Source organism: Cupriavidus basilensis (assembly GCF_008801925.2).
In the GTDB taxonomy this organism is placed as follows: domain Bacteria; phylum Pseudomonadota; class Gammaproteobacteria; order Burkholderiales; family Burkholderiaceae; genus Cupriavidus; species Cupriavidus basilensis.
On sequence record NZ_CP062805.1, the window covers coordinates 1 to 15,056 of the forward strand.

10 protein-coding genes, 1 tRNA gene and 1 pseudogene are annotated in these 15,056 nt (G+C 58.7%); 6 read left to right on the top strand and 6 right to left on the bottom strand.

The features are described from left to right. Window positions 1–1,220: 1,220 nt before the first annotated feature. Together F7R26_RS35615 and F7R26_RS35620 are read right to left on the bottom strand one after the other, a co-directional pair. A tRNA-Ile gene (locus tag F7R26_RS35615) sits at window positions 1,221–1,308 on the bottom strand. Between the two features lie 173 nt (window positions 1,309–1,481). Then, the gene (locus tag F7R26_RS35620) at window positions 1,482–2,999 is read right to left on the bottom strand and encodes a replication initiation protein (protein WP_058698215.1); all 1,518 of its coding nucleotides are present in this window, start codon (window positions 2,997–2,999) and stop codon (window positions 1,482–1,484) included. A gap of 1,231 nt (window positions 3,000–4,230) precedes the next feature. On the opposite strand from F7R26_RS35620, the gene F7R26_RS35625 reads away from it, so the two are divergent. Both F7R26_RS35625 and F7R26_RS35630 read left to right on the top strand, forming a co-directional pair. Further along, window positions 4,231–5,436: a ParA family protein gene (locus tag F7R26_RS35625; RefSeq protein ID WP_171514465.1), complete on the top strand. Its 1,206-nt coding sequence runs from the start codon at window positions 4,231–4,233 to the stop codon at window positions 5,434–5,436. Then, entirely contained in the window at window positions 5,433–6,401 is a 969-nt protein-coding gene (locus tag F7R26_RS35630) for a ParB/RepB/Spo0J family partition protein (protein ID WP_058698216.1), read from the top strand. The genes F7R26_RS35625 and F7R26_RS35630 overlap by 4 nt, the downstream gene beginning before the upstream one ends. Before the next feature lie 1,717 nt (window positions 6,402–8,118). Here F7R26_RS35630 and F7R26_RS35635 read toward each other — a convergent pair. The 3 genes from F7R26_RS35635 to F7R26_RS35645 all read right to left on the bottom strand — a co-directional run bounded on the left by F7R26_RS35635 (window position 8,119) and on the right by F7R26_RS35645 (window position 11,366). Further along, entirely contained in the window at window positions 8,119–8,472 is a 354-nt protein-coding gene (locus F7R26_RS35635) for a tyrosine-type recombinase/integrase (RefSeq protein ID WP_116318651.1), read from the bottom strand. A 538-nt stretch (window positions 8,473–9,010) separates the two neighbouring features. Beyond that, on the bottom strand, window positions 9,011–9,259 hold the full coding sequence (locus F7R26_RS35640; RefSeq protein WP_058698217.1) for a site-specific integrase: 249 nt from the start codon (window positions 9,257–9,259) through the stop codon (window positions 9,011–9,013). Window positions 9,260–9,812: 553 nt separating this feature from the next. Beyond that, window positions 9,813–11,366 carry a phage integrase family protein gene (locus F7R26_RS35645; RefSeq protein WP_058698218.1) on the bottom strand — a complete coding sequence of 518 codons (1,554 nt, stop codon included), beginning with the start codon at window positions 11,364–11,366 and terminating at the stop codon, window positions 9,813–9,815. Window positions 11,367–11,798: 432 nt separating this feature from the next. Between F7R26_RS35645 and F7R26_RS35650 the strand changes: the two genes are divergently transcribed. The 4 genes and pseudogenes from F7R26_RS35650 (at window position 11,799) to F7R26_RS35660 (ending at window position 13,347) form a co-directional block, all read left to right on the top strand. Beyond that, window positions 11,799–12,053, top strand: coding sequence for an AbrB/MazE/SpoVT family DNA-binding domain-containing protein (locus F7R26_RS35650; RefSeq protein ID WP_058698259.1), 255 nt, complete (start codon window positions 11,799–11,801; stop codon window positions 12,051–12,053). Further along, a complete protein-coding gene (locus tag F7R26_RS35655; protein ID WP_058698219.1) occupies window positions 12,053–12,415 on the top strand; it encodes a type II toxin-antitoxin system PemK/MazF family toxin in 363 nt (120 codons plus the stop codon). The genes F7R26_RS35650 and F7R26_RS35655 overlap by 1 nt, the downstream gene beginning before the upstream one ends. A gap of 243 nt (window positions 12,416–12,658) precedes the next feature. Then, window positions 12,659–12,724, top strand: a pseudogene (locus F7R26_RS41215) (zinc-ribbon domain-containing protein); the annotation flags it as partial. A gap of 23 nt (window positions 12,725–12,747) precedes the next feature. Then, complete coding sequence (locus tag F7R26_RS35660; protein WP_081050312.1) at window positions 12,748–13,347, top strand: TniB family NTP-binding protein; 600 nt, start codon at window positions 12,748–12,750, stop codon at window positions 13,345–13,347. A 417-nt stretch (window positions 13,348–13,764) separates the two neighbouring features. On the opposite strand, the gene F7R26_RS35665 is transcribed toward F7R26_RS35660, so the two are convergent. Beyond that, window positions 13,765–14,910, bottom strand: a complete 1,146-nt coding sequence (locus F7R26_RS35665) for a sterol desaturase/SRPBCC family protein (RefSeq protein ID WP_058698221.1) — start codon at window positions 14,908–14,910, stop codon at window positions 13,765–13,767. Between the last annotated feature and the right edge of the window lie 146 nt (window positions 14,911–15,056).

Below are 15,056 nucleotides of genomic sequence, written 5' to 3' on the forward strand. Positions count from 1 at the left end.
ATGAGATATCGCTTCGACGGGCTTCCTATTGCCCGAAGAACAACAACGTGTGGCGGTGCGCCGCACTCTCCGGCCCCTGTCGAAAGCCACGGTTCGCAAGCCAAGCCAGCCAGGTGCGATGCCGGCCGGCTGCCGGAGCGGATTCTCAGAGCGATCGCGTTGGTCTACGAGTCCGATGGGCTCCGCGCTTTGCACATCACCAATCGCCAAGTCTTGGCAACGCTCATCCGCTTCGCCCTGAACCAGAAGGATCCCACCTCGCTCGCCTTCATAAAGAAGGCAACGATTGCGCAGCACCTCGCGATTAGCGAGGCCACTGTCTATCGGGCGCTTGGCGCACTTGAAGACGCCGGGCTTATTGAGCGTGAAAGGCAGCAACGCACGAGGACGCAACTCGAGGTTGTCGGGCGCATCGGGTTCACCGCAAAGTTGCTACAGTGCATCGGGATCGCTAGCCGGGAGCTTGGGCACCCAGAACCTCGAACGGGCTCCGATGAGTCGCGGTCCAGCTCCGCATGTCTCGCACCGGTGAGTGGCGTAAACAACCCCAACCAGTCTTCTACGAAGAAACATTCGGGGCCGAGAGAGTTTGTGCAAATTGATGATCGGGCCGTGCCCATTGATCTAGCGCCTCTCGTGCGTGACCAAGAGCTGACGACGTCCGCCCTCTTCCTTTTGATGCGGCTCGCGAGGGAGGCCGGCCACCGACTGTCGGACGTTGTTTCGGCAGCGGGTCACTTTCTTGGTCCACTCCGGGGACGAGAGCTGTTCGCCTACCTCAAGTCTCTCCTCGGAAGGCCCATAGACTATAGGCATGTCGTCCAAACTCGGAAGGCCCAAGAAGACGAGAGGCGCGCAACCGCCGCGCAGGCGGCACAAGACCGGCTGGAGGTTGCCCAACTCATTGAGCGATACCGTGGGCGACGGGTGTCTGCACCCGACGGTCGGATCTATGAGGTCGACTCGGCGTCGATTGTGATCACCGAGGCCAACGGTCGCCGTAATTCATTAGGGCATGAGCAAGCGCGTGCCTGGCTGATCGAGATGGACAGAGCTGCGACTGGGCTCTCGCGTGCCCTAGCCCAGCCGTCGTCAGCGAAACGGTCATCGTCGGCCATGGCACAGGCCGCTATTGAGCAAGTTCGCGGCATCCTCGGTGGCAGACCTCCTTCCAACATGTTCAGTCGGCCTGCTTAATGAGGGCATCGGCGTTGCGCATTTGGTGGGCCGGGTGGGATTTGAACCCACGGTGTCCTCTCGGAGGCGGATTATGAGTCCGCTGCCTGCAACCAGCACGGCGTCCGGCCCTGAGTATTGCGCACCTGCACTTCCAGGTGCGGCGATTGTATGCGTGCAGCCGAGGTTGGTGGGGGCCGGCCCGCAATAGAGCGGACGCCGCCGTGGCCTAATTTGTCACGCGATACCGCTTGATGCCGGTGAGCGCGGTCCACGCTGCGCGGCGTTAGGCCGGCTTTCCGTCACTAAAGAACGTTGTCCTGACTATTCGCACGGCTGCGGGCAGCCTTCCTCAGCTCACCGGCCACAAATGAACAGAATGAAGTGGCAATATTTGGTCGCTCCATAATGTTCTTTGCGTTTATGTCCGCAGGTTTGAGACCTTGACGCTCGATCGTTCGCGTCCCAATCGTCTTCGTCGTGACGAACTTACGGACTAGGTCTTCACGGGTCGTCATCTCGGCGCTCTCAAAATAGTCTCGAGCCGCGCGGACTTCCTCCAGCCTGCGACGCTCTGCGGCGGCGTCTGCCGCTGCAACGCTCGCCGCGACCGCGGTCTGCGCAGCAGACTTCGATTCGACTTCCTCCTTAGCCTTGTCTGCGAGCTTGGCTTGAACTCTCTCAACTTCCTTGTCTGCTTCGGAAACGCGATAGTCGTTTGCGATTGCATCCAACAAATAGCCTGATGCTCGCTTGACCTTGTCACCGGAACGGATACGCCATCGAACGTATTCGATAGCCTGCTGAATCCTCTCATCCGTCCAGACGCTGCGGTTATCCGCGATTCGCTCGAACTGAGAGTCAGTCAGTGCAAACTCCTTCTCCAATGCCTGGAAGAGCGCCACCGAATTAAGCATGGCCGCTTTGGACGCCAGGGCGGCATCCTTTCGCTTCATCTGGAAACGAATCTGGTCTTTCTTCCTAGACCGGGGTGTCCCCGCACGGGTCTCATAGGACAGTTCAATGTCGGAAAGCTCGTTGATTTGGCTTACTGCTTTGTCAAGGTAGTCACGCTTGAAGTACTTGAACTCCGCGTTATTGGCCCATGACTTGCCCGGTAGATTCCGCACAACATCGAGGGGCAACCAGTCCGTCCGCTCGTCCGATACGTTGGGCAGGATGTGGTCATAGATGGCGCGAGCGTAGATGAGCGTGAACTTCGACGTGACCAGAAGGCTCGTCCAATACGAATTCTCCGGGTCTTTGATGAGCCGTTGAAGCTCTACAGGGACACGGAATCGAATCCGTCCGTCCCTCACACTGACCCGACCGATCAATTCGAGCCAGTCGCCCTCTTCGTCTGAGACCCGCACGGTATCGACATCAGGATTGCGGGCATCGCTGTCAGTCTCGTCGCCGTCATGTGCCGCACCGGGGCTTTCAAGGAGACGGCCGCTCGCGTCCACCGACACAACGGGTGCGCTGGTCACTTCGAGCATCGACGACTTCACGCTGCGAATAACGCTCGAAAAGTGTTTCCTGTTCTTGCTGTCATAGCGCATCAGCCATTTGAAAAAGCTTAGCGAGACTTCGTAGCCTTCCTTGACCTCGGGTTCCTGCGCCACGATAAAGTACGCAGCGTCGACAAACCGGCGAGCGGACATCCCCAGTCCGACAATGCGAGCGAAGACCTTGTTTTTGTGGTAGCCAATATCCTTGTCGGTGGCGACCTCATGTATGGCTGTCTGTGCGGGCGCCATCTCGACGAATAAGTCGAGCGCGTACTGTAGTGGTGTCACCCGCTTTGCTACGCTGCTTGCCATGCCGGGATTCCTGAGAGGGCAGCTTGTTTACGTTATGAATTGCACGAGACTTTAGTCAGGTGATGGTGAGATGTCAATGTGGACTCATCTCACCTGGAATAGGTGCCTCGTGTCGGCCGAGGTACATGATCTCTCACCTTGGTACACAATCTCTCACCTCACGATCGTCGGCTGGTTGAAATTGCTTTTATAAAACAAGCGTATACGAGAGATGTCCACAGGAGTGAATCAAAATCTCTCACCTGAACTACCTATCTGGTCTCTTTTCTCACCTTCGGCTCCGCGATCTCTCCCTTTAGACGTATACAACTACCACCTGAGGGAACAAAGTTTCTCACCTTGCGGTAGGCGTATCCCTCACTTTTGGCTGATAAGTTTTTGATTTTTATGAGGATCACCCTGCTCTGTTTGTAGGTTTGTTGGTTTTTCTTTGTTTACAACACAAACAAACAAACAAACAGACGCCAGTCAAAATTCGGTCGCCATGGGTGGGAGCTGCAGGTGACTGAGTCCCACGCGAGATCCATTGAAGGTGAGAGATTTTGTGCCGCAGCTGTTCGGGCGCTGAAGTCAAGGTGTTATCCGAAGGTGAGAGATTTTGTAACCTGCGATCGCACTTGAGTTTTTGAACAGCGATGAAGCCTTCAAAAGGTGAGAGATTTTGTACCTAGGCTCGTTTTGAGAGTTCGCTGGTGGTCTGCTTGTGGCCACCTCAGCGCGCGTAGGCTTCTTGATTGGCTTGGCAGAGCACAAAATCTCTCACTTTTACAGCCCCCTGGTTCTAGGAAGTGGCTTCTAACTCTGCGGACCAGTCGATCGGGTGAGAGATTTTGTTCGGAGTTCTGTTGATGCTGTGCGTAGGCGTCGCGTGGCTTACAAAAACTCTCACCTTAGGTTTCATCTTGAGCTTTGAAGTGTGGATCGAACAGCACATCGCTGGCGATGGATGCGGGATTGGGTGAGAGATTTTGTACCAAAGAACACGGCTAAGGTGAGAGGTGAGAGGACTTGGCTCTCACCTTTTATGGCTCCTTGGCGACTTCCAAAAGTTCTTTGAGTCGTTTGCGCCACCTCTTCCCATATCTTCCGAAAACGTTGTAAATCAAAGGCTTGTAGCTTAGTTTCGTAAACTTTAGTGATTTCGCTGTGTCGCGGATTACACAAAATATGCGGACGCGTTTGCTCAATTGCTGTATTCTGCGCTTGTCCAAATTTCGGAAAAAGAGCTGCGATGGCGAATATCAGTCAACCGATGCCCATAGACCCGACGGTCACCCTAGCTGAGATTAGCGATTTTGCAGATGTGGTGACCGACTACGCAGTCGAGTTACGTGACCAGATTCTTGCGCCGCGGCCACGTAAGACGGCACCGATGTTTAGTACTTCAGAAATTGCAGAGCTGTGTGGTTTGAGCCGTCAGCAGGTCTTGCACATGGCGAAGAATAGCGACGGTGTGCTGCCTGAAGGGCAGACCGTTGGTCGCGGCCGAACGTTTACTTTGGCTGAGGCAAGAAATTGGGTCCAACAAGTATCGGACATCTACCAGACCCCGCTGGTTGCTGGACCTAGCGATTTCGAAGGCAAGATTATTATCACTTCGCAATTGAAGGGTGGGTCCGCAAAAACGACTACGACTATGTGCTTAGCGCAAGGCCTTAGCTTGCGTGGCCGTAAGGTGCTGGTCGTCGATTTGGACCCCCAGGCGTCCCTTTCTGAGTTGTGCGGCTTGTACGCGGAGAAGGAGGTATTCGCCGATGACTCAATTCTGCCTTTCATTTACAACCAGGATGTCGAAGGTGGCTTGGAAGCGAAGTTGCAATCGACATACTGGGATGGCCTGGACGTTATTCCGGCTCACACGGAACTAGTGGGTGCGGAGTACCACCTCCCTGCTATGCAGATGAAGGTGCCAGGATTCAAATTCTGGCAGGTACTCCGTGATGGTCTCCAGCCACTGCGAAAGAAGTATGACTACATTATTCTGGATACTTCGCCGTCGCTGTCCTACCTCAACTTGAACGCATTGATGGCGGCCGATGCCATGGTCATGCCCATGGTGCCGGAAAACCTGGACTTCTTTAGCTCCTTGTCGTTCTGGCGACTCTTTTCGGATGTCGCAAAGTCATTCATGAGATTCGAAGCCGATAAGAAGTACGACTTCGTGTCAGTGCTCTTGACGCGAGTTAACTATGGGCCCACATCGGCAGCTCCTGTGGTGCGAACTTGGGCTCAAGGTGCATATCGGCATTGGCTCGCCCCTTTTGAAGTGCCTGCCAGCTCAGTGATGAGCTCCGGCGCACTGGCATTTACCACGGTGTTTGACATCAGCAGCTCACACAGCCAAGCCAAGTCGCTTCAGCGTGTTCGGCAGCCGCTGGTGGATTACTGCCGTTGGGTTGACGACATGTTTGTGAAACAGTGGAGGCCTGCACAATGAGCAACATTCGCGAACAAATGCTCGCCAAGACGGCGAACATCCGCTCAACGGCGGACCGTAAGCCGGATGCCACTCGTCGAGCAAATCGGACTGAGACAGCGCCAGGTATGGCGGGCGCATTGGCTGCCGCGCAATTGAGGGTTCAAGAGTTAGAGGCGACGGGGTTGCCTTCGGAACTGCCGGTTGCGGATATTGTTCCCAACCCCTGGCAGCCGCGGCGCACCTTCAATGAACTCAAGCTGACAGAGCTTGCTGAATCGATTCGCGAGGTTGGGTTACTGCAGCCTATCGTAGTACGTCGCGTTGAGCCAGGTTTCCAACTTGTGGCCGGTGAGCGCCGGTGGCGTGCACATAAGATGTTGGGGCTCGAGAACATCAAGGCTGTCGTCGTCGACTGCAGCGACGCGGACATGATTGTGTTGGCCTTGGTCGAAAACATCGGCCGAGACGACCTTTCCGACTACGAGATCGCCTTGTCTATTCAACGTTCGGAAAAGGAGTTCCCGAACCGTACACGACTTGCGGAGGCGGTAGGCTTGTCCAGGCGAGGGCTTTACAAGTTCATGGCTTTCTATGATTTGCCCGATTTCGTGAAGCATGACTTGGACCTGCAGCCAAGTCTTCTTGGGAGTAACGCCGCAGATGCACTGGCGTCTTGCCTGAAGAAACACGGAGAGGCGGGTGTGTCGGCAACTAGAGAACTATGGACCGATGTCGTCGGGGGCCATCTTGATCAGGGCAAGCTCGCCGCGGCCGTAACCGCATTGGCTACTAAAAAAGTGTCGGGCTCAGCGGCTCGCGAGCGCTCCATCGAAAAGTTCTTTGCTGGTCAGAACCACGCGGGCAGCATCACAAAGGATATAAAGAACTTTACAGTAAAAATCAAAACCGGAGTTCTATCCGACTCCCAGGAGACGCGGATTCGCCAGTTCATCAGCGAACTATTCAGTGGCACTCCAAATTGATGCGCAGTTTAGTCACATCAGAAGCCCGCCAATGGCGGGTTTTTTTACGGCTTAAGTGTGCCTAAAAGGCCGACTCAGAGCGAGGGTGCCTACGGCCGCCAGAACTGTGCTTCTAGGCATAATCGGCGGTGGCGCGAGGTGTGCCTATTAGGCACAACTTGTATCGCGTGACTTCAGTTGCTGAGATATTTCGTCACTTCGTCTGTGCCGCGTGCGCGCTCTGCCTGGACGTGGATGAAGTCGTCTGTTGGGAGCGTATATGAGGAGGCGCTGCAGGACGTCAATGGGCATCAGCTTTGCGGCTGGCTGCGTGGGAAAGGTGACAGACGAATGGAACCTACAAGCGCGCCGCGCCACACGCTTGCCGGGCAAGTCGGTACTCTGGTCGTCAACCCCGTTTGAACCTAACAAGTACTGTCCGGCGAAAAGCCGTTACCGGCCAGTGTGTTTGTCGTCTCAGTCGGGCTGAAATGCTTACCCGTGGGCCCATGGCGTGTCCGAAATCCCTACAGGGGATAGAAGCGCGAACGAACTCAATGATGAGTTGAAGTCGTAACCCGGCCGTCCCAACGCAACAGAATGGCGTCCACTACCGTGTTAGAGGAAAGGTATCTCTTTAAGTTACCCAATTCCCAGAGGACGGTGGGTCCGCCTGAGGTTGTGGCACGCGCAACCGTGGACGCGTCCCAGTCTGCTGACGGCGCCGCTAGAGCCGGGCCCACTCGCCCTCGACCGCAGCCTACCGTCGGTGTGTCTAATAGGCGCACTCCTGGCGCCGTTCGCTGAGCGCGCCTATTAGGCACAGTGAGGGCCCACCTTCCCATTGTTCGAATGACAAGGTCATCTGGAGGCCGAGACGAGCTCCGCTCCCGCAGCCTAACAATGGTGTATAGGCTAGTCATCCTGTGGTTATGCCCGTTGTGACGGCGCCAAGAACGTGTGCCTATTAGGCACACTCCGGAACCTCCGTCCTCTTGTGCGCAAGCCGCACTGTGCGTAGCTATGCTTAGCGGCACACGACGTCGCAACCGGACAGACGGTGATTTTGCGTTTGTAAAAGTCTCGAAACACTACAATTTGGTGACCTTACAAGAAGCTACCCGCCGCGACCCACAATCTTGGTGTTCTTGCCGCAGTGAGAAAGGGCCACGAAGGCCGGATATAGAAGCATGAGGATGCTCCTCACTGCCATCGCAGATCTCGACGCCGGAACAGACAACCGCGCGGTCGGCGGGCTTGTCGGCTGAGGGCGGCCTCGCTGCAACTTTGGCCACGGTGCAGGGCCAAGACGCCGGACAGGCTACGCGCCCAATGCTAAAGGAGCTCACACGCCTCGCCAGTCATCGCATTCGACTCTGGTGCGAAAACTCGGCCGTTGCCGGTTTGGCGCCATGCGCGCTAGGTCGGATGGGCCGGTGCCAAGTATCCCGTCGCTTATGAAGCCGTGGGCCTCTGCTGAATCCCACCTGTCGGATGACGGACATTTGTCTTAGTGGGGAGGAAGTGTGCTGCAGCTGGGGCACGTTCCCAATGAGATCATTCTGGTGAACCGCGGCGCAGTAGCCGGCTGGTACCCCGCTGGCCTCTAGCTTGATTACCGGCTCGTGTAACAACTAGAGCGTTTTGGTCAGCCCGACCCTACGCGGGTTGGCTCGTCCCTGTTGACGCTATGGCAGCGATCATCCTGTTCGCTTGGGATTGCACTCTTCCCTTGTTGTCACGTATGGCTCTCAAAAAGCTTGGCGATTTCATGTAAGGTGCGCTTTCTCTCCGAGGGCACATACAGCGAAGTCGTTTGCAATGAGGCATGGTCCAGCAGCCTTTGAAGGACATCTGTCGGGACATCATTGGCTACCGCATGGGTGGCGAGGAAGGTGTTCCGCAATGGATGGGGCGTAGCAGCTGCCGCTCCACCTGATGAAGAAGTAACGTCGTATCCCCTGCGATGCGCTGCAACGCCCGTTGACAGCATTCGGTAGAGCCCATCCGGGGAAAACCATGGCCCCGTCAGTGCTGGTATCTCCGCGCTTAGCTTAATGTGGATTGACTGTGCTGCGGGCGTAGAAGGCATTCACCACAGGGGAGAGCAGGGAGAGCTCCTGGTCTCCCGGATTCTCAAAATAACGTACGCCATCAACCCAACCCGCTCGCAATGCGTCAATGACGCGCGTGGGCAGGCGCACCGTGCGCCATTTGCTTCGCTTGCCGAGGAGTGCCCTGCCATAGCCAAGGATACCGTCTCGCCTCGCGAGGGCTTCCCACGACTCTCCAGACAACGCCTTGTCGACTGCAAAGGGGATCTCGCGCCGTGCTGCAACTGGCTCTTTCGCTGTCAGCCAGGGGTTGCCGCCCCAAATAGCGCACGCCGGCCAACCAGAAACAAATCCGCGCGCACCGCATAGCGCTGGGATTCCCCCTTTAGCGGTCCGGCGAACGGGCGTCAGCACGCTGCAGTTAGCGAAGTCTTGGGGCCGATCCAGAGCGCATCCGGCTGCGCTAGGAAATTCTTGTAGCGATCGCAATCGTCGGCGCCCACGTAACCCCATTGATATATTCTCGCCCCGCTGGAAATGAGAATGGCTGGATCCGTCGGCGACGACCTGTGAGGTTCACGACCGCTCGCGATGCTTTGTAAGTTGCGCTTCCTCTCCCCAGCGGACAGGCAGCGAACTCGTCTGCAGCGATGCCTGGCCAAGCAGCCTTTGGACGACGTCGGGCGGGATATCGTTGGCCACTGCCTGAATGGCGAAGGTGGGTCGCAGCGCATTGGGTGCGGCCCTGCGCAGCAAACGGCGCTCGGCCTCGTCAAGCGGCAGGGTACTGTCTACCGCGAGGCGAAGCAGCGTCGTTGTCAGCATCCGATAGAGTCCGTCCGGCAAGAACCCCTGGCCATGCCGCTGGCATCGGCAGCCTTCCAAGTGCCAAGTAATCGGCCGAACGCATGGCATGCCAACGCAGGTGGTGGAACCGGGCAGGGGATGCACGCGCGGCTATTCCCCTATAGCAGCTTTGATGTAGTGCCAGATTCGTACTAGCTGACGGTCGAACCGATCGCCGCACACGCAGCCCCGCCGCACGTTCGGAGGATGGGCCGCAGCACCCCTCCTGCCAGTGAAAAGCTGCCGGGGGGGCATGGCGGACTAGGATGCAGCAAGCGACCGGTTGGCGCCTCCCTACATTAGGCCGGTCAGGCCGGCAATGCCGCGTAACCCATACAAAGTGTACACTCACTTTCCAAAATTCGGATAATGATAAGCCAAGTGACAAGGCAGGCCGAGGTCTACGAGCACTCCAGTCGGGATTGTCGGCCAGTAGACTTCTGTGAGCTGCTTGTGTTGTATGGACCCGCGGTGGGGGGAGGGATTTCGCCTCCGGCGCTTCGGTTGGCCTTGGCATCCAGGCGCTAGCAGCTCAGGCCCGGCTGGCGCGCGTGCGAAGCTGGCCGGGCGTGAACCCTTCCGATGGGACCCCGCGCTGCTCGCTGAAGCGCCGCCACAGACTACGCAGCAATTGATCCAGGCCGGTGGCCGAGTACCCGCCCGCCACGCCCGCAAGCCGCTTGTTGCGCCCGCGCGCGGTGGCAGGCTGTATCGTGGGCGCCAACAGGGCTGCCTGCGCCGGCGGCATCATGCTTGGCCAGCCACGATCGACCCAATGCGCCTGCAAGGCCTGTCGGACGGCCGTGTCAAGGGCCACCAGCTGCTGCCGCGCACCCGGGCGTCGCAGGAAGGTGCCCTCGGCACTCGACTGCAGACTGGCGCAGCGCAGTGCGGCCAGCTCGCTCAGTGGCAAGCCTGCGTCGCGCATCAGATGTATGGCAGCCAGCGCAGCCCGATGCCTCGGGCCCTGGCGCGCCTCCCCCAGCCAGACCAGGAACGCCTCCGCGTCGGGTTGGACGGACGGCGCGCGCAGCGCCGTGGGCGCAGCGGCGGCGGCTTGCCTTGGGATGAGCGGGGTGCCCGCCAGATGCCCGGCCTTGACCATTGCGCGTAGCAGCGCCCGAACCACCCGTAACGCGGCCGCCACCGAACTGGTCCCCAGTGGGCCTTCGAACGGCCGCCAGTGCATCCTGTCGCGCGCCCCGCTCGGGCCGCACCAGAACGCCGCCGGCTGAGGGTCCGCTAAAAATTCCGCATACGCCTCCAGATCGCAGGCCTCCAACGCCTGAAGCCCCTTCTTGCGCGCTGCATTCCACAACAGCAGCCTCTCGGCCTCGCGCCGGTAGCTGTTGCGGGTATGTGGCGCACGATCCTGTAGCCAGCCGCGTACGAACGCCAGATCGGCGGCAAGCCCCGGCCCTGTCGCGGTATTTGAGGCTGGCACCAGCATGTGCTCGAGTGGCACGGGATATGGCATACCGGGGGCCAAGGCCAAGGGCACCAGCGCGTCGCGGTGGGCGTGGGCGGCAGGCGGCAGCACATAGGCCTTGACCGCCGCGGCGCCCATGGCCGAGCGCTGGCGCACCAGCCAGTGCGTGATGACCTCGGCCGACTGCGCGCCAATGCGTGGCACGGCACGCCACCAGCTGCTGCCGCGCCGATTTGCCAAGGACGTCAGGTCCTCGATCCGCCGGATCTCGGCGGCCATCAGTCGGCGTGCCAGGCTCGGCTTGAACCAGAGCGACACCTCGTGCTGGGGCTGGGGGTAGCCTTGTCCAAGCTGCTCAAGCGCCGACACGGCGTCTACCCGCCGCGACATGCCCACCCCTGAACGCGCGCGCAGCGCCTCGAACATGCCGGCAATCTCGGGCCGGCCATGCTGCAAGGCGAACTGCACCAGCCGGTCGCGCAAGGCCAGGATCCGCTGGATCGCCTGGGCCTCGCTCAGGTGCTCGTCCTCATCCGGGTCCAGCAAGTAGCGGTTGGCGATGTCCACCGGCCGCATGCCCTGCGCATAGGCACGGACCACGGCAAACTCGGTGCGGGTGAGCTTGGTGACGGCGTTGAGGCTGGGATCCAGAACCATGGAGGCAGCGGTAAGTGCTTGAACTATAACAATATTCAGCAGGAGCCATCCGGAGCCGGGCCGAAATGCTGACTAAAGCGCAATGTAAATTATTTTTGTGCCGGCGGCTAGGCCTCACCCAGGACTGTACGCCACGCCCATGACCGTGCCGTGCGAATGTCCCGAGGGCAGGGCGGCCACCGCTCCGGGCCAGATCGCTTACGCCTCTGCCGTCAAAACGATGTGGTCGCCTGCGGACGCGACGCCGCGCCAGATCCCGGCCTCGGGCGCTACGACAGAAGGGGAACTAGCGCCGGTTTCTGACAGCATCAATCGCCCGTCGTACGCCGCCGGGCAAGCTGTGGGTGCGGTTCGAGGTAGAACGTCTATACGCGTTGAAACTTCTAGTGGTTTTGTTTAGACTTGTATCAACGTTCTTGGAAGGCTTTGATCATGCGAAAAAGTGCAACTCTGACGATCCAAAAGTGGGGGAACAGCTTGGCCGTCCGGATTCCGACCGCAGTGGCCCGCTCGGCCCATTTCGCTGAGGGTCAGGAAGTCGAGGTCTCGGTCGAAGAGATTGGTGTCACGGTACGGCCCGTTGGACGTCGTGCCCTCACGCTCGCGGAGAAGTTGGCTCTGTTTGATCCTATCAAGCATGGGGGTGAAGCCATGGCCACGCAGCGTGTCGGCGCGGAGGCTATCTGATGGCGGGCAAGGTATGGGCACCTGAGCGACGCGACATCATTTGGATCGACTGCAATCCGCAAGCCGGCCGTGAGATGAAGGATATGCATCCGATGCTTGTGCTTTCTCCGCGGCCGTTCAATGAGCGGACCAGTATCGTGATTGGCTTGCCGATGACCACGGCGGCCTACAACGACACCAATCCGTTTGCGATCAGGTTTCAGGGACCGAAGGGGAAGGACAGCTACGTTCTGGCCCATCAGCCCAAGTCATTTGACTGGCGAGCCCGCAACGCAAAGGCCCACCCCTGGAAGCAGGCGCCTTTGGAGGTCTTTGCTGCCGCCTGCGAGCAATTGAATCAGATCATTGCGATCGCAGAGTGACCTCAAAGGGATTTGCCGACTGCCACGGTGTGAGTGTGGATGGTCACGTGACCTCCGCGCCCGGACTGGGGGCAACAGAAGATCCATGATTTTCCCGACCACCGAACAAATTCAAGCCTGATAATACGCGCGGTGCCGCCCCAAGCTTGGCAGAAGTCATCGGTTGCCACAGCGCCGCCTTGCCAACTGCCCGGATTGCGCCTGTAATGGCTGCGTGGCAGGCACAGGCAGTCGGGAGGCGAGATGCGCTGCACGAATTGCCAGTTCGAAAACCCCGCGGGAGCCAGGTTCTGCGAGGAGTGTGGGCAACGGCTTGCGCAGATCTGCCCGCAATGCGGCAGCGCATCCAGCCCCACCGCGAGCGTGCGGCGCGTTGTTGGCGGACACGGCGGCGCTATTCCTCATTGCTCTTCGAGCTGGGCGCTCCCTTCAACGCCGCGGCAAGGCTATCAGCACTCGAGAAACTGAGTCGCGAACTGCTTCGAAAAGTTTCGGCGCGCATGCTGATCGTTGACGAGGTTCATCACTTGTTGGCAGGCTATCGGGAGCAGCGTGCATCCCTGAATCTGCTGAAGTTCCTCGCCAATGACTTGAAAATCGCGGTTGTCCTCGTTGGCACTCAAGACGCCGTCTTGGCGCTCCAAACGGATCCTCAGATGGTCAGTCGATTCGCCCGTTTCGAGGTGCCGAGATGGCAGGAGACGGAGGCATTTCGTTCTCTTCTCGCAGCCTTCGAGATGATTTTGCCGCTTCGACGTCCGTCGAATCTCGCACGGCGAGAGATCGTACATGCCATTCTGACTGCAAGTGGAGGGCTAACCGGGGAAGTGTCGCGTGTCTTGACTGTTTCCGCAGAACTCGCGATCCGGGATGGGAAGGAGGCCATCGACCTGGGTCACATAGAGAATGCAGCGCGAACCCTGCTCTCCTGAGGGTGTCAGGCCTTGGCCCGTTGCTCCGCGTCCATTCGATGACGAAGCGTTTGGCGGTTGGCTCGGTCGCCTGGCCGCAAGGTATCAGATCAGTGTTGACCAGTTGTGGCAGATTGGCGACCTTGGTGCGTTTCCGGCGTTGACCAATTCTGGCTGGCTGCTATTTCCCCCGATGGACGAGCAGGCACTGTGCCGCCTTGCGATGCTGACTCATATTGGTATGCCAAGGCTCGAGGCACTTCAAACACCTATGGCGTGGGTGTCAGACCGAGATCAGCTCCCATACTGCTTCGACTGCCTGGTTCTGAATCCCGTCGACGCAGCTGTGGCAGCCTCAACTCAAACCAACTGGCCTCCTCGAAAGCCGGGGCGATTCAGGCCGACACGCGCGGTGGAGCCTGCATGCCCCCATGCCCTTCATGTCGCCTGTTTGGAAGCACAATCCATTTCTGCCGCGGGAAGAACGCTCTCGGAGACGCTGCGCAGCTTGTGAAGCAAGGCAACAGAGTCGCGCTCGATTCGCTTACGCAAAACCAGCCGATCAGCCATGCGGGCCACCACACTGGAAAACCGATACTCCAGCGTCCGCACGAAGCGCGTGCCAGTGGCTGTGCCGATGCACTCATACGTGACGAACATCTCAAGACCCCGGTTGCCACGGGCCCGGGTTCGCCAGAGCCGATCCGGAAGACTTTCCACGACTTCCCACTGCAACTTGCCTGCACGGCCGCCGACGTACGCAAAGTGGCTCCCAACCGGCAGCGACCCTCCCTGCCCGGTGACCGCTACGTGGTAAGGATGCCACTCATGCCAACGAAGCGGAGTACTCACGTAGGCCAGTACCTGGCTTGGCGTCCGGGCGATATCAATGGAATGCTGCATCTTGACGGTGGGGACCAGGCTCTCGCTTGCTTCTTCGGGCTCCCAATGAAGGGTTCCATAGATCCAGTCCCACAGTGGAAACACTACGGCGAAGTTCTTGGTCTGCATCAGGTCACGGCGGTGATGCAATTCATGCAACCGCCGCATGTGGCGAATCCACGGCAGGCGACAGATCGGATTCTGCGGCGGGAGGTGCTCGCAGGCATGAAAGATCTCGTAGCTGAGATAACCGCCCAGTAGCGTGGCGGCAAACAGCGCAGCGACGTTCGCATTGACCAGGCCGATGATCGACCAAGCGAGCAGCGCGCCAATGCTGTAGACAACGATCAGCCATGCCGGGAACAGAATCACCCGCCAGTCCTTGGCGAACTCGTAGCGCATCTGGTCATCTGCGAAAAAACTATGATGGTCGCCCGTGTGGCGCTGGTAGAACGCCTTCGCGAATCGCTTCTTGTTGTGCCCGAGACCCTTATGGGTGCGGTACTCGCCCCTGCTGTAGAAAATTAAGGTCGCCGGCACAGTTAGCCACTCCACCGCGCTGACGTGGTCCAACTTGTTCAGCAAGAAGAGGATCAAGGTCACGCCGAAAACAAGAACGAAGCCAGCATGCAGCCAGGGGTTGTAGTAAGGCGAAATGTTCGCCCGGTATTTCTTCCGGAAGGTTTGGGTATCAAAAGACATGATCGGCTCTCAAAGACTGTTGCGCTGTCGGGCTCGCGATACGTGGCCAGTTCCGCCAAGCCCCCGCGGACCTTTCTGACGTCTGGCGCCAGTAGGTCGCTTGGTGTTGTAGTCTATTGGTGCGATCATTTTCATTCCAATGGATA

What these genes read in the sequence shown, in the direction of transcription:
- F7R26_RS35620 (WP_058698215.1), bottom strand. Translation starts at nt 2,999, where the DNA reads ATGGCAAGCAGCGTAGCAAAGCGGGTGACACCACTACAGTACGCGCTC.
- F7R26_RS35625 (WP_171514465.1), top strand. Translation starts at nt 4,231, where the DNA reads ATGGCGAATATCAGTCAACCGATGCCCATAGACCCGACGGTCACCCTA.
- F7R26_RS35630 (WP_058698216.1), top strand. Translation starts at nt 5,433, where the DNA reads ATGAGCAACATTCGCGAACAAATGCTCGCCAAGACGGCGAACATCCGC.
- F7R26_RS35635 (WP_116318651.1), bottom strand. Translation starts at nt 8,472, where the DNA reads ATGCCTTCTACGCCCGCAGCACAGTCAATCCACATTAAGCTAAGCGCG.
- F7R26_RS35640 (WP_058698217.1), bottom strand. Translation starts at nt 9,259, where the DNA reads ATGCTGACAACGACGCTGCTTCGCCTCGCGGTAGACAGTACCCTGCCG.
- F7R26_RS35645 (WP_058698218.1), bottom strand. Translation starts at nt 11,366, where the DNA reads ATGGTTCTGGATCCCAGCCTCAACGCCGTCACCAAGCTCACCCGCACC.
- F7R26_RS35650 (WP_058698259.1), top strand. Translation starts at nt 11,799, where the DNA reads ATGCGAAAAAGTGCAACTCTGACGATCCAAAAGTGGGGGAACAGCTTG.
- F7R26_RS35655 (WP_058698219.1), top strand. Translation starts at nt 12,053, where the DNA reads ATGGCGGGCAAGGTATGGGCACCTGAGCGACGCGACATCATTTGGATC.
- F7R26_RS35660 (WP_081050312.1), top strand. Translation starts at nt 12,748, where the DNA reads ATGCGGCAGCGCATCCAGCCCCACCGCGAGCGTGCGGCGCGTTGTTGG.
- F7R26_RS35665 (WP_058698221.1), bottom strand. Translation starts at nt 14,910, where the DNA reads ATGTCTTTTGATACCCAAACCTTCCGGAAGAAATACCGGGCGAACATT.